This is a genomic window from Micromonospora sp. NPDC048905, from assembly GCF_040649655.1.
In the GTDB taxonomy this organism is placed as follows: domain Bacteria; phylum Actinomycetota; class Actinomycetes; order Mycobacteriales; family Micromonosporaceae; genus Micromonospora.
This window is the reverse complement of sequence record NZ_JBEZFV010000004.1, coordinates 651509-674386: the sequence shown is the minus strand read 5'-3', so window position 1 is coordinate 674386 and position 22878 is coordinate 651509. Positions and strand designations below refer to the sequence as shown.

The following is a 22878-nucleotide window of genomic DNA, read 5'->3' as shown; positions in this document are numbered from 1 at the left end:
GCGGGCCTGGCTGCGCGGCACCACGGCGTTCGCCCGGCTGCTCGCAGGGGTGGACCGCCCACCCACCATCGAGGACCACCTGCGGCACCTGCTCGCCGGACCCACCGAGGCCGAACGCGACAGCGACCTGACCAGCGCGCTGCCGGGAGCGGTCAACGCCGCCGGTGCGACAGTGACCGGCACCCAGGCCCGAGTAGCGGTCGATGAACCCGGTGATGACGCCGGGCGCAGCGACGAGGTCCTCGCCTTCGGGCAGATCGTCTGCACCCTCACCAGCCGCGATGACGTCACCAGCGTGTCATTCCTGCGCGACGGCAGACCGTTGGGTGTGCCCCGCGCCGACGGATCACTGTCCGAGCAGCCGCTCAGCCGCACCGACTACGCCCCACTGATCAGCGCACGGCGAGCTGGCCGTCGGCGGGATGGCGGCCGACGAAGGCGGTACACGCGGCGTTCACTCCTGCGTGCCATCGCTGACCGCCCAGGTGCGACTGAAAGGACCTGGCGTTGCTCCGGCCGGCCGGAGCGCCTGTCCCGCAAGCCCTTGCCCGGCAGTGGGGATGTCACCGCCGGGCCTGCCCCTTCGCCCGGGCTCGGCACGCCTGTTGCCGACCGGCAGGCTGATAGGTTGATCTCAGGTGTGCCGGGAAGCCTGGTCGGCGTTGTGATGACGGTTGACCAGAACAGGAGAAGCGCCGCATGAGCACCCTGGCCTGGATCGCGGTGGCCGTCTTCGCCACCGCCTACGTCCTCATCGCCACGGAGAAGATCAACCGGGTGGCGGTGGCCCTGGGTGGGGCGTCGATCATGCTGGCGATCGGGGCCACCGACGCCGAGCACGCGTTCTTCTCCGAAGAGGCGGGCATCGACTGGAACGTCATCTTCCTGCTGCTGGGGATGATGCTGATCGTCGGCGTGCTAAAACGCACCGGCCTGTTCGAGTACCTGGCGATCTGGAGCGCCAAGAAGGCCCGAGGCCGCCCGTTCCCGATCATGGTCATCCTGGTCGTGGTGACCGCCGTGGTGTCGGCGGCGCTGGACAACGTCACCACAGTGCTGCTGGTAGCGCCGGTGACACTGCTGGTCTGCGAGCGGCTCGACGTGCCGCCGATCCCATTCTTGATCGCCGAGGTGATGGCGTCCAACATCGGTGGCGCGGCCACCCTGGTCGGCGACCCACCGAACATCATCATCGCCAGCCGGTCGGGGTTGACCTTCACCGACTTCCTGAACGTCATGGCCCCGTTGGTGCTGATCGTCATCGTCGTGTTCATCGGCCTGTGCCGGATCATGTTCCGCAAGTCGTTCCGCTACGACGCCGAGCGCGCCGCCCGGGTGATGGCGCTGCGGGAGGCGGACGCAATTCGCGACCGCCGCCTCGTCGTGATCAGCCTGGTGGTCCTCGGGGCGGTGCTGCTCGCGTTCAGCCTGCACACGGTGCTGCACCTGGAGCCGTCGGTGGTGGCCATACTCGGCGGCCTGCTGTTGCTGGCGTTGTCCCGGCTGAACGCCGAGGACGTGGCCAAGGACGTCGAGTGGCCGACGCTGGTGTTCTTCGCCGGCCTGTTCATCATGGTCGGAGCACTGGTTGCCACCGGGGTGATCGACAGCATCGCCAGGTCGGCGACCGAGGCCGTCGAGGGCAAGCTGTGGCCGGCCACCATGTTGCTGCTGTGGGCGTCGGCGGGGTTGTCGGCGATCGTGGACAACATCCCGTACGTGGCCACGATGAGCCCGATCGTCGGCGAGTTGGTGAACGCCGAGGGCGGGCTCGGTAAGGCTCAGGTGCTCTGGTGGGCGCTCGCCATCGGTGCTGACTTCGGCGGCAACGCCACTGCCATCGGCGCCTCGGCGAACGTGGTGGTGCTCGGCATCGCCGACCGCGCCGGAAACAAGATCACGTTCTGGGGGTTCACCAAGTACGGTCTCATCGTCACCGTGATCTCGGTGGCAATCTCGGTGCCGTATCTGTGGCTGCGGTTCTTCTGACGCTCAGGTGCCGAGCATTCGGTCGAGCAGCCCGTCCAGGGTGATCGCGCCGGTCATCACCCGGTCGCGGTCGACGACCGCGACCAGCGGCACATTCGATCGGGCCATCACCGAGGCGACCTCCAGCAGAGTGGCGTCGGCGCTGACCGCCGGCAGGTCCGGACGGTTGCGCGGCAGCAGGTCCGCCACGGTGCGGTTACCGATACCCTCCAGGATCACGTCGGCGGCGGCCTCGTCGATCACCCGGGCCAGCGCCGGGTCGTCCTGGCAGTAGGACGGCAGCGCCATCCGCAGCACCTGCGTGCCGGCCAGCACCGTCGAGGGACGGCCCATGGTGTCCACCACGATCAGGCCGGGCAGGTCCTGCGCCGCCAGGATCCGCGCGGCCTCCCGCGCCGGCATGTCCTCGGTAACGGTTTCCATCTGGATCGCCACGTCGCTCGCGCGCATGCACCGACGATACGCCCGGGCTGCCGCCCCGACCGCGCTGATGCCGCGTGCCAGTCCGTCCGCGGCCGACCTACTGCTGATAGACGTCGGGAACGTCGTCACGGTCACGGTCGACCTGCTCGGCCTCGTAAATCTGCTGGTACACGCGGTTGCGTACCCGCAAGATGACCATGGCGAGCGCGGCGGCGATCAGGGAACCCGCCAACACGGCGATCTTGACCCGACCATCGGCGTCGCTGCCGATACCGAAGGCGAGTTCGCCGATCAGCAGCGAGACGGTGAACCCGATACCGGCCAGCACGGCCAGCGCAGCCACGTCGATCCAGGCCAACCCCGCGTCCAGCCGGGCCCGGGTGAACCGGGCGACGAGCCAGGTCGCGAGCAGGATGCCGATCGGCTTGCCGACGACCAGACCGAGCATGATGCCCACAGCGACGGGGTCGGTGACCGCCTCCGCCAGGCCGTCCAGCCCGCCGACGGCCACCCCGGCGGACATCAGCGCGAACACCGGCACCGCGACGCCGGCGGAGATCGGCCGGAATCGGTGCTCGAAGTGCTCCGCCAGACCGGGCCCGGGCCCGGCGTTCCTGGAACGCAGCACCGGGACGGCGAAGGCGAGCAGCACCCCGGCGACGGTGGCGTGCACGCCGGAGGCGTGCACCAGCGCCCAGGTCGCGAACGCCAGCGGCAGCAGCAACCACCACGAGCGCACCCGGCGCTGCACCAGCAGCGCGAACAAGCCCAGCGGCACCGCCGCGGCCAGCAGCGGCAGCACCGACAGGTGGGCGGTGTAGAAGACCGCGATGATGACGATCGCCAACAGGTCGTCCACCACCGCGAGGGTCAGCAGGAAGGTACGCAGCGCGCTCGGCAGATGCCGGCCGATCACCGCCAGTACGGCGAGGGCGAACGCGATGTCGGTGGCGGTCGGAATCGCCCAACCCTTCACCGCGCCACCCCAGTTCACCACCGCGTACAGCAAGGCCGGCACGAGTACGCCACCGACCGCGGCGGCGACCGGGACCGCGGCCCGGCGGGGATCACGCAGATCGCCCGCCACGAACTCGCGCTTGAGTTCGAGACCAGCGACGAAGAAGAAGATCGCCAGCAACCCGTCGGCCGCCCACATCCCCAGCGACAGGTCGAGGTGCAGCGCGTGCGGCCCGACGGTGAGCGCCGTCATCGCCTCGTAGCGGTGCGCCCACGGCGAGTTCGCCCAGATCAGCGCCACGACGGCACCGACCAACAGCAGCGCGCCACCGATCGTCTCCTTGCGCAGCACGTCGGCAATGCGACGCGCCTCGGCCCAGGAACCACGGCCGAGGACACGAGGGGGCATCTGAGGGTTCGACGTCACAAGCAGGCCAACTTTCAAGAAGACGGGTCGGAGCCAATTGCCGACCAGACTTCCCGGCGCACCGGAACCCATCGTACCGGCGCCCACCGCTGCCGAGGCCTCGACCACCTACTGCCGGCGGTGCCCCTCGTCACTGCGCATCAGTCGCAGGCGTCTGTTCCCCACACCCAGCACCACCGCTACCACGAAGATTGGCGTAAAACCCTGCGGAGCGGGAGTCGGTGGTGCGCCGTCAGCGAGGACGCCGACGAACACGCCAGCGGCCATCGCAGCCGTGACCAGTGTCGCGCGCCAATCGCACAGCGATGCGGCGAGCAGGCCGCAGGCGGCCGCCATCACCATGACGCGCCCCACCGGCTCCTCGGCGGAAAAAACCACCGCAGCGGCGAACGCGGCCACCACGACACCGGCCGCGCCCGCGACCAACTCCCGGATCAGTGCGATCCCGCGGTTCTCTGCTTCTTCGGCAACGCTCACGATTCCAGTTTCATCTCGCGCCCACCCAGTCCCGCACGCTCATGCGGCCGGGAACCTGACTCCAACGATAGGCGTGCAGGGCGAATGACGGGGACCGCCGTGGATGTCCTTACTAGCCGTCCCCGCCGAGGAACTCCGTCGCCGACCGGAGTGATGGCCCTTGGCGCATAGCTGTCATGACAGGACATCGCCTGTCCTTAGGCCTATGCCGCATGCCCCGTCTTCGCCACCCAAGTCCCGCTGAGTACGACCAGAAACACGAGAGTGGCAAGCATCCATGCTAGCCAGGACGGACCGTCAGGACGCACTACAGTCCATACAACGATCAAGGACCCGATCACCACCACCGCCAGGCCCGCGAGCTGCTGCGGCAGAAGATCACCACCTACATCAAGGCCGACCTCCACGCCGTGGCCGCCGCCCTCGCAGCCCTCACCGGCCAGCCACACCCACTGGCCGTCGAACAGCGAGGGCTTCCACGGCCACCGGCATAGCCCTGCGAGCCACCGAGCTGGAGAAACACCTTGTCCTGCCCTCGTGGCAGGAGAGCCGGAAGGCGTAGCCGCACCGCAATGCCGCGGTACCTGCTCCACGGAGCGGGCTCGGTGGCGCAGGAAGCCCTCCGAGGCGAGCTAGGCCTGGGCGCTGTGGTGGCGCTGGCCCGTCCTCGCTCTGGTAGACGGGATGGTGCCGGTGGCGTGCGGACTCGGAGCTGTGGATCTCACGGCAGGGTTTTCCGAGCGCTCCGACCACAACCTCGAAGGTCATGGCTGCAGATCGACCTTCACTACCAATTCAAGGTCATGCTCCGCGATCGATGCTGTCTGCCGGTCGCCCCGGCCTGACCGCGCCAGGGCCCGCCGTTCGGCGGACCCTGGCGCCACAGAGGAGATCAGCGCAGGGTGTCGATGTCGATGACGAACCGGTACCGCACGTCCGAGGCGAGCACCCGCTCGTACGCGTCGTTGACTGCCTCGGCGTCGATGACCTCGACCTCGGGAGCGATGCCGCGCTCGGCGCAGAAGTCCAGCATCTCCTGCGTCTCGGCGATGCTGCCGATGCTGGAGCCGGCGAACGAGCGTCGATTGCCGAACAGCGCGAAGACGGGGACCGGCAGCGGCTCGGGCGGGGCACCCACGCTGACCAGCGTGCCGTCCAGACGCAGCAGGCCGAGGTAGCTGGCCATGTCGATCGGTGCGCTGACCGTGTTGATGATCAGATCGAAGCTGTTCCGGAGCGCCTCGAACGTCGCCGGGTCCTTGGTGGCGTGGTAGTGCTCGGCTCCGAAGCGCAGGCCGTCGTCCTTCTTGGCGAGCGTCTGTGACAGCACTGTCACCTCGGCGCCCATCGCCGCGGCGATCTTGACGGCCAGGTGGCCCAGACCACCCAGGCCCACCACGGCGACCTTCTTGCCGGGCCCGGCGTTCCAGTGCGCCAAGGGGGAGTACGTCGTGATGCCCGCGCACAGCATCGGCGCGGCCGCCTCGTACGGGATGCTTTCCGGCACCCGCAGCACGAAGTCCTCGTTCACGACAATGTGGGTCGAGTACCCGCCCTGGGTCACGGTGCCGTCCCGGTCGACGCCGGCGTACGTCTGGGTGTTGCCTTTGAGGCAGTACTGCTCGTTTCCGGTGCGGCAGTTCTCGCACTCGCGACACGAGTTGACCATGCAACCGACACCGGCACGGTCGCCGACCGCGTGGCGGGTGACGTCGGCGCCGACCTCGGTGATCCGGCCGACGATCTCGTGGCCAACGGTGAGCGGGTAGGGAACGCTGCCCCAGTCGCCGCGCACGGTGTGGATGTCGGAGTGGCAGATGCCGGCGTAGCGGATTTCGATGAGAACATCGCGCGGGCCCAGGTCCCGCCGTTCGATCGTGGTACGCACGAGCGGTTCGGTGGCGGAAGGCGCGGCGATGGCGTTGACGGTGAAGATGATGTCCTCCGGTGACGTGATGCTGACCTACCTGCACCTCACCACAGCCGTGGCGGCGTTGCGAGTCTCTGCCAATGGGTGTACTGCCAGTACCCCTTACAAGCGCGGGGCGCTGCTCCGGCTGGCAAGGCCCTGGAGTTCAGGGCGTGCGGTGGTGCAGGACGCCGTCACCCGTTGTTGCGGCGCCCGCTGTCTTTTCCGGGCGGGCCAGCACGAGCAGGCCGATCATCGAGAGCGCCGCGCCGGCGAGCATGAGCAGTGCCATCGGTACGGCGGTGTGCTCGCCGCCGAGCCCGGCGATCGGGGCGATGATCCCGGCGGCGACCCACTGGACGAACCCGAGAATCGCCGAACCGGTCCCGGGATGCCCGGGCACCTCCGCGGAGGCGAGCGCACCGCCGTTGGGGCCGATGAGGCCCTGGGCGCTCATCAGCACGAAGAAGCACACCACCGCGAGCAGCATCGGTGTGCCGAGCCACAGCGCGCCGACGAGCATCGCCACACCCGCGGCGAGGGCCGCGACCTGGCCGATGAGAATGACCTTGCGGGTGGCGACCCGCCCGGCCAGCCGTGCGGCGATCAGAGCCGCCACCGTCATGCCGCCGGCATTGACGGCGAAGTCGACCGAGTACGCGATGGGCGACATTCCATTCATCGACTGCAACACGAATGCCGAGGTGGCGACATACGCAAACAGCGCACCCATCGCTGAGCCGCTGACCAGCAGGTATCCGACGTAACGGCGCCGAGCGAGGACCTGCCGCCCAGCAACGGCGAACGCCCGCAGACCCCCGCCGTGCCGGCGTTCCACCGGCAGCGACTCCGGCACGGCGAGCAGCACCGCCAACGTCATCACCACACCCAGGGCCGCGACAACCCAGAACGACACCCGCCAGTGCGACACCTGCAGGATGACCGCGCCCAGCAGCGGACCGGCGATCGGGGCGACGCCGCCCACACCGGCGATCACGTTCAGCAGGCGAACCAGTCGCGCGCCGGCCGCCAGGTCGACGATCACCGCCCGGCCGATCACCATCGCCCAGCCGCCACTGAAGCCCTGCACCAGCCGGGCGACCATCATCACGCCGATGGACGGGGCGAGAGCACAGACGACCGAGGCGACGCTCATCAGCAGGATCGCGGCGATCAGCGGCCGGCGCCGGCCGCGCTGGTCGGAGACCGGTCCGCCGATCAACTGGCCCAGCGCCATGCCGACGAAGAACGTGGTCAGGGTGAGTTGCACCTGCGTCGCGGACGCGGTCAGGTCACCGGCGACGCGGGGGAACGCTGGCACGTACATGTCGGTGGCCAGCGGGGCGATCGCGGTCAGGAGGATCACTGTCGCGACCAGGGCGGAGGTGATCCGGGCCTGACGGCGCACCGGGTCGGGAACGAGACTGGCTTCGGTGGCGGACGTGAGCGGGGACAGTTCGTCCCTCCGGGTGGTTGATACTGCGGCCATGCATCAAGCACATCTCGCACGCCGCACCCGAGAAAGTCCCTGACAATGGGTGTACCAGCAGTACATCGCACCTCTCCGCGGCCCGTCGTATCGTCGAAGTCGTGGACAACCGAGTCGAAGTACGCGAGTTCCTCACCACCCGCCGCGCCAAGATCAGCCCGGAGCAGGCCGGGATCCCGACCGCTGGGCAGCGCCGGGTGCCAGGGCTACGGCGCAGCGAAGTCGCCGCGCTGGCCGGGATGAGCGTCGAGTACTACGCCAAACTCGAACGCGGTCAGCTGGCCGGGGTCTCCGCCAGCGTGCTGGACGCGATCGCCCGTGCGTTGCGACTCGACGACGCCGAACGGACTCACCTGCTCCGCCTCGCCCAGGAGGCAAACGGCACTAACGCGTTGCTGCGGCCGAGCCGCCGCCCGAAGCAGTGGACGGCCCGACCCAGCCTGCAATGGTCGCTCGACGCCATCACCACTCCGGCGATTCTGGTCAACAACCGGCAGGATCTGCTCGCCGCCAACCACCTCGGCCGAGCAATGTACAGCGACGTCTACACCGACCCGGCTAACGTGCCCAACTTCGGTCGGTTCACGTTCCTCGACAGCGCTGCCCGCCGCTTCTACCCCGACTGGAACCTCGCCGCCGACATGACCGTCGCGAACCTGCGCACCGCGGCCGGCAAGGACCCACACGACAAGGGCCTACACGACCTGGTCGGCGAGTTGTCCACCCGCAGCGACGACTTCCGCCGCCGCTGGGGCGCCCACAACGTGCGCACCCACGGCACGGGCACCAAACAGTTCCACCACCACGTCGTCGGCGAGCTCACCCTGGCGTACGAGAGCATGGACCTGCGCGCTGAGCCGGACCTCACCCTGACCATCTACGCCGCCGAGCCGGCCTCACCAACCGCCCAGGCGCTGGCTCTTCTCGCCTCGTGGGCCGCCACCGCCGTCGACAGCGATGAGTCGGTGCGTCCGCTGTAACTGCCATCACATCCCAGGTGACCGGGACGGCCCACTTGAACGAAACCTATGGGGCGGTGGTCATCGACGACTACTTCCGAGTCGCCTCCGGCGAGATCCGCGGAAACGACGGCCGACACTCATGGCCAGGTTGACCAACCTGCCTGGGCAGTACAGGTAGCCCAGTCCGCTGCGTCTGGGCTCGTCGCTTAACAGGTTCCGGCGGTGGCCGACGGAACCTGCCGTGTCCGCAGGTCCGCTCAGCGGTTGTCGGTGGTGCAGCACCCGTCCCCGCACGCATTGGCGTCGCCGCTGGCGGCGGGGGAGCGCAGGGCAGCAGCCGGGGCGCAGCAGGCGCGGCGGAGCGGCACCCGCTGCCACCAGGTGAGACACCGCCAGAGCCATTCGAGCGGGCCGTACCGGAAGGACCGCAGCCAAAGCACGCTGAAAATCGCCTGCACGACCCCGATCGCCAGGCCCAGTCCGACCACGGCGCCGTAGGAGGATCGGGAGCCGATGTCGAGCAGCGCATCACCGGCCACGATCAGGAACGACGCGGCGACGTAGTTGGTGAGCGCCACCCGACCGAGCGGCGATAGCAGCGCGCCGAGCGGGCGTCGCAGGGCGGTTCGCATCAGCAGCAGGAACCCGACGGTGAAGAGGAAGGCGAAGGCGAGCCCGGCCGGCAGGATCCGGTAGTTGGCGGTTGGGCCGACTCCAGCCCGGAACTGCAACCACCCAGTCACCGCGGCGACCGGCACCGCGACGGCGAGTGCGACCGCGAGTTGCCGGCCTCGCGACGGCAGCGTGTCCGGGATGTCGTACTCCGCGATTGCCAGGCCGAGCAGGAAGAGGCCCGGGATGATGAAGAGACCGTTGAAGGTCAGCGCGGCGGCGAGGGTCAACACGATGCCCAGCCCGAGCGCCCAGCGGCGGGACAGGTACGACGCCGGCAGGAGCACGACCAGCCCGAACACGGCGTAGAACTTCAGCACTTCGCCGGGCTGGATCAGGGTGTGCAGCGCGCCGAAGAGGCCCAGCCAAACCAGCCGGCGCAGCAGCACCAGCCGGGGGCGGTCGATGCGTCGAGCCGCCGTACGCAGGAAGAGCGAGAAGCTGATCCCGAAGAGCAGCGAGAAGATCGGGAAAGGTCGTTGTACGAAGAGCAGCTCCCAGACGTACGCGCCGAGGTGCTCACCGGCCGGTCCGGAAACCCGGGTCAGGTGGGTCATCTGAACGATGTTGAACATGACGATGCCGAGGAGCGCGAGCCCACGCAGCGCGTCAAGTTCGTCGATGCGGCGGGGCCTAGCCGGTTGCGCCACGGGATCGGTCGAGTGTGCCATCCGGCAATGCCACCGCAGTCGTACCCGGTCGGGACAGGCCCGGAGGTCGCCTCCGCAACCTTCCTTCGTCGCGTCCCCGGTCCCTTCGTCGGTACTCATGCCGCTCGCCGCGCCGATCCGGGCCGGCCCGGCTAACCTGCAACGCATGAGCGCGGTGGACCGCCGAAAGGTGCCGCCAATCGCCGTCGACGTGCTGCTGGTCGTCCTCGCGGCGGCGGCCGGCGTGGCCCGTGAGGTCGCCTTTCCGAGCGCCGGTTCGAGGCATCTCCCGGCCCCGGTCTGGGTCTACGCGGCGGCGCAGGTCGGCGCGGCGGCCACCCTGCTGCTGCGCCGACGCCGGCCGTACTCGATGGCCCTGGTCATCGCCGGCGTCAGCCTGCTGGTGCCAGCGTCGGCGGTCTTCCTCGCGCCGTACGCGCTGATCGTCTACGGACGCGACCGTCGGCGGTCCTGGGCGGTGATCGCGGCGCTCGGGGTGTGCTGGCTGCTCGGCGCGCGGCTCTGGACGGTTGACGACCCGTTCAGCGGGCCCGGACTGCTGGCCATCTCGGCCCTGCTCGGCCTCTACGTGAGTGCCCGCCGCCGGCTCGTCGCGGAGCTGCTCGACCGCGCCGAACGAGCCGAGCGGGAGCGGCTGCTCCTTGCCGAGCAGGCCCGTAGCGACGAGCGGCTCCGGATCGCCGGCGAGATGCACGACGTGGTGACCCACCGGATCAACCTGATGGTGCTGCACGCCGGGGCGCTGGGCACCAGCGCGACGGATCCCGCTGTGCGCAGCGCCGCCGAAGAGCTGCGGACGGCGGGCTGCCAGGCGCTGGCCGAGCTGCGCGACCTGGTCGGTGTGCTGAGGCATGGCGACCCACCGACAACCCGCGTCGCAGCGGAGGACCGGGCTGCGGAGGGCGGCCTGAACGATCTCGTGACCGACTCGCGCGCGGTCGGTCTGCCGGTCCGTCTCGACGAGGAGGGTGACCCGTCGGCACTGGCACCGGCCGTGCGGCGCACCCTCTTCCGGGTGGTACAGGAATCCCTGACGAACGTCCACAAGCATGCGCCGGGCTCGCAGGTGACCGTGTCGATTCGCTATCAGCCGGATCTGGTCCGCGCGACCATTACCAACGACCGGCCCGATCGTGCCCCCGACCCGGACCTCGCCGCCGCCGGCGGGGGCTCCGGCCTGGCCGGCCTGCGGAGTCGGGTCGACGTGCTGGGCGGCACCCTGGCCGCGGCGGCGACCCCGGAGGGCGGCTTCGCGGTGCGGACCACCCTGCCCGGGCACGTGCCGACCACCGCCACGCGATGATCCGGATCCTGCTCGTCGACGACGAACGGATGGTCTGCGCCTACCTGCGGACGATTCTCGAAGCAGCCCCGGACGTCGAGGTCGTCGGCGAGGCGTACGACGGTGCAGAGGCCGTGGAGGCGGTGACCCGGTACCGGCCGGACCTGGTCCTGATGGACCTGCGGATGCCGGGCGTCGACGGGCTCACCGCCATCGAGCACCTCACCCGGGCCTCGGCGCCGCCGAGGATCGTCGCGCTGACCACGTTCGACCTCGACGAGTACGTGCTTCGGGCGATGCGGGCGGGTGCCGTCGGTTTCCTGCTCAAGTCGACGGCGCCGGAGGATCTCGTCAACTTGCTACGGGTCGCCGCAGCCGGGCACACGGTGCTGTCCCCGTCCGCGACCCAGCGGCTGGTGGCGAGCCGGCACGACGGAGAACGGGTCCGCGAACTGGTCGCCACGCTCACCGCCCGGGAGGTCGAGGTCCTCGGCTGTCTCGGCGCCGGCCGCTCCAATCAGCAGATCGCCCGACGACTGCACCTCTCCGAGGCGACGGTCAAGGGGTACGTCTCCCGACTGTTGGAGAAGCTCGGCTGCGACAACCGCACCCAGGCCGGCCTGCTGGCGCATCGGGCCGGCATCCCGGCGAACTGAGAGCACCCGGCTCAGTCGCGCAGCCGGCCCGGCCAGGACGGCGATCGGCCCTGACCTGCGACGGGGCGAGACCGCAGGTCAGGGCCGTTGCGGTTGGTGCGCCGTCAGGCCGGCACGTGACCGGCCGTCCAGCACGCCGAGTGGCTGTGGCAGGCGACGTATGCCGCGAGCGCATCGTGCAGCGCCGCCAGTCGCGTTGCCGAGAGCCCGGCGGCGATGTTGTTGAGCTGGTGGGGGTCGACGGTGCGGTTGTAGTACTCCCGTTCGCCGTTTGAGTACTCGACGTAGGTGTAGGTCGCTGTCCGTAGGGCCTCGTAGGTGACTGGGCTGCCGTTGCGCCGGTCCTGGGCGTCGGGGTCGTCGGCTGCCTGGTTGGGGCCGTGGTGCTCGATCAGCGCCCCGGTACGCCAGTTCGGTGCCGGGTCGCCCTGCGCGAGGGGGAGCAGGTTGCGCCCGTCGACGTGCGCGCCGACGTCGGCGGAGCCGATGCGTTGGAAGGTTGGTGCCAGGTCGATGTTCTGCACGATCTCGGCGCGCTGCGATCCGGGGACGACGCCCGGCCCGGCGACGACGAGCGGAACCCGCACGTCGGTGTCGAAAGCCGTTTGCTTGCCACCGGTCAGCCGGTACTCGCCCATGTGGAAGCCGTTGTCGGAGCTGAACACCACGTAGGTGTTATTGGCAATGCCGCTGGTGGTGAGTTGGGCGCGCAGGTTGCCGATCAGTCGATCGACCGCCTGTACGGACTGGGCGCGCTTGCGGAAGTTCGTGTCCAGGGTGCTCTTCTCCTGTGCGGTCAGCGGCCCGTTGCCGGCCAGCCAGGACGGCGGGTTGGTGGGCAGCCGGTCGTACGCTGCGGTGCGCGGGGCCGTGAGGCCGGGGAAGTCCTCGAGGTCTTGGTTGGCCGGGGTGAACGGGCTGTGCGGGGCGAAGGTGGAGACCTCCAGCAGGAAGGGCGTGTTCGCCGCAGCCGAGCGTTGGATGAAGTCTTTGCCCTTGCGGGACAGCACGTTGGTCAGATAGTCGGCCGGTTGGTTGCCGTAGTGGACGATGGTGTGGTTCTCGTTGAGGTCGTAGTTGTACTCGGAGTATCCGTTGCCCGCGACGTACCACTCCGACCAGCCGGGTGGGACGTACGGCAGCGAACCACCCTGCGTGTCCCCCGGCAGGTAGCCGTTGAGGTACTTGCCGAGGAAGCCGGTCCGGTAGCCCTTGCCCTGCAATGCTGTCGCGAAGGTGTGGTTCTCGTTGCCCCGGCCCTTGAAGACCGCGAACCCGCCGTCGGTCCCACCATTGGTGAACACGCCGGTGTCGTGTGGGAACTGGCCGGTGAGGATCGACGAGCGGGACGGGCAGCACAGCGAGTCGGTCACCGTGTAGTTGGTGAAGGTGACCCCCTCACTCTGTAGTCGCTGCACCTGCGGCAGGTATTGCACGAGGTTCCACGCGAGGTCGTCGACGAGAACGAAGATGATGTTGGGTGCGGTGGCCGTGGGCGCCAGAGCGGGCTCCGCGCCGCGTGCCGGTGTCCACGCGGTGAGCAGAGCCAGCCCGGCTACGAGGGTGGCGGCGAGGAGGCGTCGGTAAGTGATAGCCATGCTGCCAAGCCTGGCCAAGATTTGTCAGCATCTATTCAACAAGTGGTGATGATCCGATCAACACCCCGGTAGCCTCACCGCCCGGTCCGCCGCCACCGTGGCCATCGGGGCGAGTGGGCTCCGGCCGACGCCGATGAGTGCCGCCCGAGGTGGCAGGCAGCCGACGGATCAGTGCCGCCAGTCGCCTGAGGCGAGGGGTAGGCTGCCCGGCTCGCGGCCCGACGAGCGGCAGTCCGGTAGACGACGGATGCTCGCCTGATGACTGGACCGGATCTCGACCCCGAACAGTATCCGCCCATCGACCCGGGTGAACCGGTGCCTGACGACGCGGGCGTGCTTCTGCCTGGCGCGCCGGACGAGCTCCCCGAAGCTCCGACCGAACCGATGCCAGACGACGGTGGCAACGCCGGCGGCGTGCGCGAGCCGGCATAGATCCGTTCGCGATCGAGCGTGACACCAGCAGTACCGCCGATGCCGGCGCTGACGGCGCTCAAGACGTCGGCGTGCCCTGAACAGCCTTGAACTGCGCCCAACGGCATCGAACGTTCCTCAACTGCACCCACCCCTGCCTGCGGCTCCACGTTTACCCAGGTCAGGTCGGGTGCGGCGTCCTGTTTCGGCGCGGAGTGCTCTGCGGTTCTGCGCAGCGGTCGACAACGCTCCATGTTACCTGGCAGGGGAGTGTGCGCAGGTCAAGGCGGTAAGGAGCCACTGGTTGGCCTGGCCTTGCAGATGGGAGCAGATTGGGTGCAAAGTGGTCAGGTGGTGTTGTTCCCACGATGGCTGGCGCCGGCCGGCGTCTCGAGTTGCCTAACGCCGCGCCTGCAGGTGCTGTAGATCCAAGTAGAGCGTTGCGAGTCAGCGGGCCGAAATCCGCCGCAGGACCGTCATTTGAGACTCCGATCTGCCTGCTCGGCGCTGTGGCCGCTACCGATCAGCCATGGGCGGGCTGTCCGTTGTCCTGTCGGCGGCAGGACTGCCGTGCGTGCCTTGACAGGAAGGCGGAGCAGCAGGACAGTCGACATATTCATAGACATGCAACTATCTACGGCGAGGTGTGCCCATGCGGAAGTCGCTGACTGCTGTGGCCGCCATCGCTGTTGCCATGGTCGCGATGATGGCGGCGATCTCACACGCCAGTGCGGCGAACGCGGCGGCCGGGTGTCGGGTGAACTACGTCGTCACCAGCCAGTGGACCGGTGGCTTCCACGCCGACATCGCGGTCACCAACGTGGGTGACCTAGTCAACGGGTGGACGCTGCGGTTCGCGTTCCCTGCAGTCGATCAGCGGCTCACGCAAACCTGGAGCGCCACCTGGGCCCAGGCGGGCCAGCAGGTCAGCGCGACCAATCTGGGCTGGAACGCGACCCTGGGCACGAATGGCTCCGTGAACATCGGTTTCGTTGGCGCCTGGTCGGGCAGCAACCCCATACCGGCGTCGTTCACGCTCAACGGCGTCACGTGCACCGGCGGCGTCCTGCCCAGCGTGACGCCGACCCGGACGGCCACACCGCCGGTCGCTGACTGGCCGGCGATCGTCACCTGGCTCAGCCCGACCGCCGGCGCGGTGTACACCACGCCGGGGACCGTCCCGCTGGCGGCGACCGCGACCGTGGGAGGCGGACACAGCATCACCTCGGTGTCGTTCCGGGTGGACGGCGTCACGGTGGCCCGGGGGGTGAGGACGACCGGTGACCGGTACGAGGCGCTGTGGACGCCACCGATCGGGGAGCCCGGCACCAGCACCACCTTCGTGCTGTACGTCTCGGCCGGCACCGACCAGTCGCTGTCTGGCGCTGCGCCGCCGTTGCTGGTCACGGTGGTGACGCCGGCGTCCACCGGCGCCAACCACCCGCCGGCGGTGGCGTTGAGCACCCCCGGCGGGCAGACCTACTTCCTCGAGCCGACGACCGTCACGCTGGTCGCCGACGTCGCCGACACCGATCCCGGGGACCTCGTCAGCCGGGTGGAGTTCTACCTGGGCGCAACCCGGCTGGCCGTGACGCCGACCAACAGCGGACAGCGGTACCAGTTCCAGACGGCCCTGTCGGCCGGCACGTCATCCACCTTCACCGTGCGGGTCCACGATTCCCACGGCGGCGTCGGCATCTCGAACCCGCTGACCTTCACTATCCGTTAGCGCCTCGGCCCTCCGTTAAGGGCTGACCAAGTTCCTTCCACTGGCCGTCGATACGTTTGCGAGTCGGCACGGCGCTCTGGGTCAATTCGACCAGGCCATCAGGGTTGGCGGTGACCGTTCGGCAGGTCAGGAGGACGCCAGAGGCTGTCGTGCGTCTGTCGTCCGATTCGCGCGCTTGACGCCTCTCCGAGGATGGGCGCATGAGTCCGTATGACGAGGACCCAGTCACGATCGCTTTGCGTGTGGGGGTCGTGGTCCTCAGCCTGGGCTCGCTTGTAATCGGGGTGCGTGTGACCGTGTCCCGAAGGATTCCCGCCGCCTGGGTCCGGCTTGCGCGGCTGAAGGTGGGAGAGCCGTCCCAGCCCGTGCAGGTGGGAACCGCCCAAGCCGTGATCGGCGCGGGCCTGTTGATCGCACAGGCACCGTTTTTCATCTCCATGCCCCTTCCGCTTGGACGCGCCCTGTTCGCGGTGTCACTGCTGTTGCTGCTGACGGCGGCAGGAGCCTTCTCGCTGCTCCGTCGCTAGCTGCGCATGGTGATGTCAGAGTTCGTCGGCGGACAGTGCGTAGCCCGTGCCGATCGACTCGATCGCTCCGTCGATCCACTGCATCGCCGGGCAGTTGGACATCTCCCGGGGCGGTGATCGACGGCACGTATGTTCGGGCGCTCAAGGGCGGCCCAAAACAGGTCCGAGCCCGGTCGACCGCCGCAAGCCAGGCTCGAAACACCACGCCATCACCGACGGGGTGGCATCCCACTCGTCGTGTCCCTGATGGCGGCAACCGTCACGGCGTCACCCAACTACTGCCCTGGTCGACAAGATCCCGCCGATCAAGGGCATCCGCGGCCGATCCAGACAGCGACCGAAACGCATCTCCGCCGACCCCGGTTAACGGTGACTGCGGGGGACGGGTTCGGCCTGAGCTGGCGCCAGGTGATGACCCTGCCGCGGTGGTGGCGGGTCATCGGCCGAGCGCGATAGTCGCTCACCTCAAGCTCTCGCCCGGTATGCGACCCGGGCGGTGGCGTGCCGCGCGCAGGGACCTGAGCGAGAATGGGCCAGTTCGAATTCTGCGCACCCCTGGAAGGACCCTCCCTTGGCCGGTGGACTCGTAGCCCTGCTGGATGACGTGGCGGTGCTGGCCCGGGCCGCTGCAGCGTCGATCGATGACATCGGGGCGGCCGCCGCGAAGGCCGGCGCCAAGGCTGCGGGTGTCGTCGTCGACGATGCTGCCGTCACGCCGCAGTACGTGCGGAGCCTGGCGGCCGAGCGCGAGTTGCCGATTATCAAGCGCATCGCCGTGGGGTCGCTGCGCAACAAGTTCTTCATCATCCTGCCGGCGGTGCTGCTGCTCAGTCAGTTCGTGCCGTGGCTGCTCACTCCGATCCTCATGCTCGGCGGTGCCTACCTCTGTTATGAAGGCGCGGAGAAGGTGTGGGCCAAGATCGCCCATCACGGCGCCCCCGGCGCGGGCGAGGAAACGGTGCAGGACGAGACGACACTGGTGTCCGGGGCGGTACGAACCGACCTGATCCTCTCGGCGGAGATCATGGTCATCAGCCTTAACGAGGTGATCGATGAGGCGTTCTGGTCCCGCCTGGCGATCCTGGCTGTCGTCGCCGTCGTCATAACCGTCCTGGTGTACGGCGTGGTGGCCCTGATCGTAAAGATGGACGACGCCGGGCTGCGCCTGTCGCAACGTTCCGGCGCCGTCGCCACGTTCGGCCGCGGTCTGGTGAGGGCGATGCCGGTGGTCCTCACCGTGCTGACGGTAGTCGGCACCGCGGCGATGCTGTGGGTGGGCGGGCACATCCTGCTGCTAGGCACGAACGAGCTGAACCTGCACTTCCTGTACGAGGCCGTGCACCACGTGGAGGTCGCCGCCCACGACGCCACGGGTGTTCTCGGCGGGCTCGTCGGCTGGCTCGTCAACACGGTGGCCAGCGCGATCCTCGGGCTGATCGTCGGGGCGCTGGTCGTGCTGGTCATGACTCTCACGCTCCACCGCCGCACATCCAAGGCTGCGGCTGCGACTGCGGCGGCCACGACTCGTGCTGACGGCACCATCCCCGCGCCGCCGAGCCGTGCAGCTCGGCGTCTCGACGCTCCTACGGACCGAGCGCCGCGCGGTTGACCGCAAAATCACCGCAACTCGACCACGGGGTCAGGCGTTCTGGGGCGCGAGCCGGTCGTTACGGGTAGCGGTTGTCTCGGCAGGCGTAGGGGTAGCTTCCGGGATGGCGGGCGCCGGTCGGCGTCTCGGGTCGCTTAACGCGTTGCCTGTAGGTCTGCTGCAGATCGATGTGAAGCGTTGGGGCGAGCTTGCTGGGATTCCCCCGCAGTTCCTGTCTTTCGAGACGCCGATCCCACGGGCAACGCCCTGACCACGTCTTTCAGGCTGGTGACCTCTTCGGCGGATCCGAAGGCATCTGCGTTGGCGCTGTCTCAGAGGCGGTAGGGCGGTGTCCGCTCACGTCGAGGAGCGGATGCGTTCGCGGATCGGTACGACTGCGCCTATTCGGGTCCGGCGTTGCCGGGATAGTCCCCAAGACTGATCGATGACAGACAACCAGTCCCGTCTTCATCACCAGCACTCCAGTACACGTGTTTCCGCGAGTGCCAGTAGTAGTTGTGGTATCCCAAGAGGTCACCGTAGACCCGCGATTCCTCGGTCCGGTCCCCTGTCCCGAACGCGAGGAGTAACTGCTCGTAGGACCGCAGATAGCCGAAGTGGGCCAGATGACCGCAGCCGGCACCGTAGAGCGCGAACCCGACGACCAGCGAGCCTACGATCTTGTAGCTGAGCTTGTCTGCGAAATGCACCATGCCGCCATCCCCGATGGCGCTGTCGATCACTTCCTCGAGGGTCAGCCTTCGGTCATCCGCCGCGAAGTACTCCGGAGCGCTGTCGGTGCCGCTGATTGAGCGGTGGACGATCGAGGAGCTTGCCTCTGTGATCTGGCGTCGCTGGACACTGTCAGCGGCATCCGCTCCGAAGGGCACACCAGCAAGGCTCAATGTCTCCGGGTCCAGGTCGGATCGGACAAGCACACCGAGGTCGTCCAAGATCTCGATCACCGGACAACCCTAGACGCATCCCTCGGGGGATGCCCCTGTGGGTTTCGTCAAGGAATCGAGTCGGCGTGGGGGCCGTGGTGAGGGCAGGATGGCGTGGTGCCTGATCTGCTGTGGGATGACGTCAGGTGGTTCTTCGATCCCGGGGTGATGGGGGCGTTGCCGGACGTCTGCGTGCCTGGCGCCTCGGTGGAGGACTGGCAATCGGTCCTAGATCTCGTCGTCGCTCAGGGTTGGGCGTTCCAGTACTCCGAAGGCGCGGTGGTGCTGCCGTTGCCTGCGGCGGCGGCCGTGTTGTCCCGCCCGGCTGGCGCTGAGTGCCCGGAGCTGCGGGTCTGGCCGTCGGTGGATGTCCTGGCGATTTTCCGGTTCTATGCGGCGAATGAGATCGACTTCGATGTCGATCTGCGGGAGCTTCAGGGGCAGGAGCGGCTCGATGTGTTTTGCAGTTTCGTGACGGCGATCGGAAGGTGCCTGGGCAAAGCCGTGCTGATGGATTCGGAGGGCGGCGACGGGAGCCATCCGGTGCTCGGCTTCGACGTTGAGGCGGACGGTGTCGTTGTGTTGGCGGAGCCGCCGGTCAGGTGACCATCGCTGTTCGCGGTTCGTAGAAGGTTCTGCCTTGGCGCGCACGACGACCTGCCCGTCGTAACGGCCCGGCTCCACCAGGATCAGCGCGCCATGGGGTGCAGCCGCTACCGCCGGCCCGATCCCGCGGTACGTGTTCGGCCGGGTCAGCGATACGACAAGCGTCGGTACCCCCATCGACCTGCCTCCCCCGCGCGATCAGCCACCGCCAGATAGGCGATAGACGCGCCGGAAGCATAGATCTCGTACGCCACCGACCGGCTGTGCTGGGCGACGCTCCCACGCCTCTCGCCGGGCGGGCGCGCAGCCGGCTGATAAGGCGCGGCGGCCGTGGGCGTGCTCCCCGGTCGACCGATGCGGCCGTGGGAGCCAGCGCAGGTGCCATCCAAGGCACTGGGCTGACAGCTCGCGATTGGTGGGCGGCCGGGTGCGAGCCCGGGTGGGGGAGCAGACTGGGTGCAGATTGGGTGCAGGTTGGCGAAGAGGTCTCCGCGTCCGAAGTGCTCACCGACGTCGGACAGAGACGATGGTTCTGACCTGCGGTAATACGGTCAAGCGGTGCGGTGTGACCCGGGAGCACGGCCAGTTCGACGATTGACCGGGGCGGGTAGGGCGGCAGATGGATCGGCGGGAAGAGGGTTTGTGGTGGACATCCAGGAGCTGAACCGCCGGGCGGTGCGGCAGAGCGTGAAGATCGTCTCCAGTGCACGGGAGGAACAGTGGGACCTGCCCACCCCTTGCACGCAGTGGAGCCTGCGGCAGTTGCTGGCCCACATGACCGCCCAGAACAACGGCTTCGCGGCGGCGGCCGACGGCGAGACCGAGGACGATTCGGTCTGGCGGGAGCAGCCGGCGGCCGACCCGGGCGGTGACTACCTCCGGTCGGCGGAACGGGTGATCGGCGCGTTCGACGGACCGGACGTCATGCGCCGAGAGTTCTGGCTGCCGGAGATCCGGCGGGTCGGCGGCTTCCCGGCCCGGATGGCGATCAGCTTCCACTTCCTCGACTACGTGGTGCACGGGTGGGATGTGGGTGCCGCGCTCGGTGCGCCGCCGAAGTTCGACGACGACATCGTCGAGGCGGCGTTGGAGGTCACCCGACGGGCGGTACCCGTCGGTGCGTCCCGCAGCCTGCCGGGTTCGTCGTTCGCGCCGCCGCTGCCGGCAGAGGGCTCGGACCAGGACCGTCTGCTGCGGCTGCTCGGTCGGTCCCCGGCCTGGCCGGCCTGACCGTGGGCGCGTCCACCCGGGACGTGCTCGGGCGGCTCAGACACCCGATCGTCGCGGCGCCGATGGCCGGTGGCGCCTCGACCCCCGCGTTGGTCGGTGAGGTTTCGGCGGCCGGCGGCCTGGGTTTTCTGACCGCCGGTTACCGGTTGCCGGCCGACCTGCGGGCCGACCTGGTGCAGGTGTGGGCGCGGACCGGGGCGCTGTGCGGCGTCAGTGTTCGTGCCCGCGACGTCGGCCGCCGATCCGGTGGCGCTGGACCGCTCCCGCCGGGCACTCGCGGGGGAGGCACAGCGGTACGGCGTCACGCTCGGTGACCCGCCGGTCGGCGACACCGACGGCTGGTAGGAGAAGCTGGCTCTGCTGGTCGAGGAACGAGTGCCGCTGGTGAGCTTCACCTACGGCTGCCCGTCCCCGTCGGTGGTGGACCGGTTCCACGAGGTCGGCACCGCTGTGGTGGGGACGGCGCCCAGTGCCGACGAGGCCAGGGCCTGCTCTCGGGGCGGTGTCGATGTGTTGGTTGTCCAGGGACCCGAGGCTGGCGGGCACCGCGCCTCGTTCACGCCCGAGCCGTCGCAGGGGAACGGCGTCGGCCTGTTACCCCTGCTCGCCGAGGTCCGCGACGCGGTGGACCTCGACCTGATCGCGGCAGGCGGCATCATGGACGGTGGTGCGGTCGCCGCCGTACTGGCGGCCGGGGCGGGCGCCGCGCAACTGGGCACGGCGTTCCTGCGTACCCCGGAGAGCGGCGCCCATCCCCGGCACCAGGCCGCCCTGGTGGACCCCCGGTTCAGCGGCACGTCGGTGACCCTCACGTTCTCCGGGCGACCCGCGCGTGGCCTGACCAACGCTCCATCCGGGAGTACGGGAACACCCCCCGTCGGCCTACCCACAGGTGCACCATCTGACCGTGCCGAGCCGAAGGGCCGCCGCCGCGGCCGTCGGGTTCCACCTCTACCTGATGGCCCGGCCTCCCGGGCTGCCGGAGAAGCTGATCAGTGGCTGTGGCGGGCGTGGGCTCCCGGAGTGCGGCACACCACGGTCTCCTGCGGCCACTTCATGGCCGAGGAAGCCCCGGCCGAGGTCGTCAAGGCACTGCGTGAGCTGCCGACGAGGGAGTTGGCCGGTAGCCGTACCCGATCGTCACGATGACCGCGCCCGGTGGGTACAGACCCACCGGGCGCGTTACCTGGGAGAACGACCGGCGGTGCGGTCAGACGGTGGATTCCGACACGAAGTCCGCGATGGCCGTCAGCGTCCTAGGGTCGGTGAGGATCTTGCTGTGTCCGAAGCCCTGAGTGGTGATCATCCGGGACTGGGCGGGGAAGGCCGAGGCGATCTTCTTGGCCTGCGACATCTCGATCCGGAGGTCGTCCTCGTCGTGGATCACCAGCACGGGACCGGTCACCCGGTCCGCCTGGTACGGGACGGAGAAACGGCGGTAGATGTCCTGCTCCTGCGGGAACAGGCCCTCGAACCGGCGGCTGAGATCCTTCCTCAGGCGCTCGGACAAACCGAGTTCCTCGCTGAACCGGTGGACCAGGTAGTCGAAGTCGCACACGGCGTTCACCGTCACCACGCGGTCGACCTTGACCCCTTTGCGCATGGCTTGGAAGAGCGCCAACGACCCGAACGAGTGGGCGACGGCCGCCTGGAAGGGGCCGTGCCGCTCGTACAGCTTCTCGACGATGTCCGCGTACTCCAGCAGCGTGGTGCGGTTTCCCTCGGAGTCGCCGTTACCGGGTGCGTCGAAGGTGACCGCGCTGTATCCACGGGCGAGCAACTCCGCCACCAGGGGTGCGTACCGCGAGCCGCGAGACTCCCAACCGTGGACCACCAGGACGGGCTTGGCGCCGTCCCCCCACTGGTAGGTGACGACCCGCCGACCGTTGTACTCGATGCTGTCCACTTGGGCCTGGGCGTGGACCTCGGCCTCGTTGGGGCGCACCCGCGACGGGGTCCGGAGCTTGCAGAACAGTGCGAACGTCCACTTCCCGGCGAGACCCGGTACGACCACCGAGGCGACCCGCAGCCCAGCCTTCACCGTGGAAAGGGCGATGCTCATAGGAATCTCAATTCAGTTGACGTCGCGGTCCACATGCACCCAGAACTGGTGCCGGAGAATCCGACGCCGGATCTTGCCACTGGGGTTACGGGGGACTTTGTCGATGTTATCGTACGGGGAAGGGATCTTGAATTCGGAGATCACCGCCGCCTGCGCGACCGCGGATGGACTGCCCAACGCGGAGATCGCCCGCCGGGTGGGAGTGACCCGTCAGACCGTGGTCGCGTGGCGGGCCCGGTACACGCGGGGGGATCGTCGCCCTGGCGGAC

Annotated in this window: 20 protein-coding genes and 4 pseudogenes; 15 read left to right on the top strand and 9 right to left on the bottom strand. The window is 68.8% G+C overall.

Annotation, left to right across the window (positions count from 1 at the left end; all coding sequences use genetic code 11):
- A pseudogene (locus AB0C01_RS14430) lies at window positions 1-382 on the top strand (GerMN domain-containing protein); the annotation flags it as partial.
- A gap of 317 nt (window positions 383-699) precedes the next feature.
- On the top strand, window positions 700-1989 hold the full coding sequence (locus tag AB0C01_RS14425) for an ArsB/NhaD family transporter (RefSeq protein ID WP_357571330.1): 1290 nt from the start codon (window positions 700-702) through the stop codon (window positions 1987-1989).
- Between the two features lie 3 nt (window positions 1990-1992).
- On the opposite strand, the gene AB0C01_RS14420 is transcribed toward AB0C01_RS14425, so the two are convergent.
- The 5 genes from AB0C01_RS14420 to AB0C01_RS14400 all read right to left on the bottom strand — a co-directional run bounded on the left by AB0C01_RS14420 (window position 1993) and on the right by AB0C01_RS14400 (window position 7671).
- Window positions 1993-2439: a CBS domain-containing protein gene (locus tag AB0C01_RS14420; RefSeq protein WP_357571329.1), complete on the bottom strand. Its 447-nt coding sequence runs from the start codon at window positions 2437-2439 to the stop codon at window positions 1993-1995.
- A gap of 70 nt (window positions 2440-2509) precedes the next feature.
- A complete protein-coding gene (gene nhaA / locus AB0C01_RS14415; protein WP_357571328.1) occupies window positions 2510-3778 on the bottom strand; it encodes a Na+/H+ antiporter NhaA in 1269 nt (422 codons plus the stop codon).
- Window positions 3779-3904: 126 nt separating this feature from the next.
- Complete coding sequence (locus AB0C01_RS14410; RefSeq protein ID WP_357571327.1) at window positions 3905-4273, bottom strand: hypothetical protein; 369 nt, start codon at window positions 4271-4273, stop codon at window positions 3905-3907.
- 892 nt (window positions 4274-5165) lie between these two features.
- Window positions 5166-6209: an NAD(P)-dependent alcohol dehydrogenase gene (locus AB0C01_RS14405; RefSeq protein ID WP_357256167.1), complete on the bottom strand. Its 1044-nt coding sequence runs from the start codon at window positions 6207-6209 to the stop codon at window positions 5166-5168.
- Between the two features lie 139 nt (window positions 6210-6348).
- Window positions 6349-7671, bottom strand: a complete 1323-nt coding sequence (locus AB0C01_RS14400; RefSeq protein ID WP_357571326.1) for a multidrug effflux MFS transporter — start codon at window positions 7669-7671, stop codon at window positions 6349-6351.
- Window positions 7672-7772: 101 nt separating this feature from the next.
- Here AB0C01_RS14400 and AB0C01_RS14395 point away from each other — a divergent pair, with 101 nt between their 5' ends.
- The gene (locus AB0C01_RS14395; RefSeq protein WP_357256150.1) at window positions 7773-8651 is read left to right on the top strand and encodes a helix-turn-helix transcriptional regulator; all 879 of its coding nucleotides are present in this window, start codon (window positions 7773-7775) and stop codon (window positions 8649-8651) included.
- Between the two features lie 239 nt (window positions 8652-8890).
- Here the strand turns inward: AB0C01_RS14395 and AB0C01_RS14390 are convergent, their stop codons facing one another.
- A complete protein-coding gene (locus tag AB0C01_RS14390) occupies window positions 8891-9976 on the bottom strand; it encodes a DUF418 domain-containing protein (protein WP_357571325.1) in 1086 nt (361 codons plus the stop codon).
- Window positions 9977-10121: 145 nt separating this feature from the next.
- Here AB0C01_RS14390 and AB0C01_RS14385 point away from each other — a divergent pair, with 145 nt between their 5' ends.
- Window positions 10122-11279 (top strand): histidine kinase, encoded by a 1158-nt coding sequence (locus tag AB0C01_RS14385; RefSeq protein WP_357571324.1) that lies wholly within the window; start codon window positions 10122-10124, stop codon window positions 11277-11279.
- Window positions 11276-11914 (top strand): response regulator transcription factor, encoded by a 639-nt coding sequence (locus AB0C01_RS14380; RefSeq protein WP_357571323.1) that lies wholly within the window; start codon window positions 11276-11278, stop codon window positions 11912-11914. Before AB0C01_RS14385 ends, AB0C01_RS14380 begins: the two co-directional genes overlap by 4 nt.
- Window positions 11915-12018: 104 nt before the next feature.
- Here AB0C01_RS14380 and AB0C01_RS14375 read toward each other — a convergent pair whose 3' ends face one another.
- Window positions 12019-13512 carry a sulfatase gene (locus AB0C01_RS14375; protein ID WP_357571322.1) on the bottom strand — a complete coding sequence of 498 codons (1494 nt, stop codon included), beginning with the start codon at window positions 13510-13512 and terminating at the stop codon, window positions 12019-12021.
- A gap of 1063 nt (window positions 13513-14575) precedes the next feature.
- On the opposite strand from AB0C01_RS14375, the gene AB0C01_RS14370 reads away from it, so the two are divergent.
- The 4 genes and pseudogenes from AB0C01_RS14370 (at window position 14576) to AB0C01_RS14355 (ending at window position 17788) form a co-directional block, all read left to right on the top strand.
- Entirely contained in the window at window positions 14576-15652 is a 1077-nt protein-coding gene (locus AB0C01_RS14370; protein ID WP_357571321.1) for a cellulose binding domain-containing protein, read from the top strand.
- A 200-nt stretch (window positions 15653-15852) separates the two neighbouring features.
- Window positions 15853-16179, top strand: a complete 327-nt coding sequence (locus AB0C01_RS14365) for a hypothetical protein (protein WP_357571320.1) — start codon at window positions 15853-15855, stop codon at window positions 16177-16179.
- 154 nt (window positions 16180-16333) lie between these two features.
- Window positions 16334-16534, top strand: a pseudogene (locus AB0C01_RS14360) (IS5/IS1182 family transposase); the annotation flags it as partial.
- A 216-nt stretch (window positions 16535-16750) separates the two neighbouring features.
- Window positions 16751-17788 carry a DUF808 domain-containing protein gene (locus AB0C01_RS14355; RefSeq protein ID WP_357571319.1) on the top strand — a complete coding sequence of 346 codons (1038 nt, stop codon included), beginning with the start codon at window positions 16751-16753 and terminating at the stop codon, window positions 17786-17788.
- 380 nt (window positions 17789-18168) lie between these two features.
- Here AB0C01_RS14355 and AB0C01_RS14350 read toward each other — a convergent pair whose 3' ends face one another.
- Entirely contained in the window at window positions 18169-18732 is a 564-nt protein-coding gene (locus AB0C01_RS14350) for a hypothetical protein (RefSeq protein WP_357571318.1), read from the bottom strand.
- 96 nt (window positions 18733-18828) lie between these two features.
- On the opposite strand from AB0C01_RS14350, the gene AB0C01_RS14345 reads away from it, so the two are divergent.
- The 5 genes and pseudogenes from AB0C01_RS14345 to AB0C01_RS14325 all read left to right on the top strand — a co-directional run bounded on the left by AB0C01_RS14345 (window position 18829) and on the right by AB0C01_RS14325 (window position 21696).
- Window positions 18829-19317 (top strand): hypothetical protein, encoded by a 489-nt coding sequence (locus AB0C01_RS14345; RefSeq protein ID WP_357252554.1) that lies wholly within the window; start codon window positions 18829-18831, stop codon window positions 19315-19317.
- A gap of 642 nt (window positions 19318-19959) precedes the next feature.
- Window positions 19960-20547, top strand: coding sequence for a TIGR03086 family metal-binding protein (locus AB0C01_RS14340; protein ID WP_357571317.1), 588 nt, complete (start codon window positions 19960-19962; stop codon window positions 20545-20547).
- A 2-nt stretch (window positions 20548-20549) separates the two neighbouring features.
- A pseudogene (locus AB0C01_RS14335) lies at window positions 20550-20735 on the top strand (nitronate monooxygenase); the annotation flags it as partial.
- A gap of 31 nt (window positions 20736-20766) precedes the next feature.
- A complete protein-coding gene (locus AB0C01_RS14330; RefSeq protein WP_357571341.1) occupies window positions 20767-20892 on the top strand; it encodes a hypothetical protein in 126 nt (41 codons plus the stop codon).
- A 6-nt stretch (window positions 20893-20898) separates the two neighbouring features.
- A complete protein-coding gene (locus AB0C01_RS14325) occupies window positions 20899-21696 on the top strand; it encodes a nitronate monooxygenase (protein ID WP_357571339.1) in 798 nt (265 codons plus the stop codon).
- A gap of 61 nt (window positions 21697-21757) precedes the next feature.
- Here AB0C01_RS14325 and AB0C01_RS14320 read toward each other — a convergent pair whose 3' ends face one another.
- Window positions 21758-22609, bottom strand: a complete 852-nt coding sequence (locus AB0C01_RS14320) for an alpha/beta hydrolase (protein WP_357571316.1) — start codon at window positions 22607-22609, stop codon at window positions 21758-21760.
- Between AB0C01_RS14320 and AB0C01_RS14315 the strand changes: the two are divergent.
- Window positions 22602-22847 (top strand): annotated as a pseudogene (locus AB0C01_RS14315) (helix-turn-helix domain-containing protein); the annotation flags it as partial. The gene AB0C01_RS14320 and the pseudogene AB0C01_RS14315 overlap by 8 nt on opposite strands.
- Window positions 22848-22878: the final 31 nt, after the last annotated feature.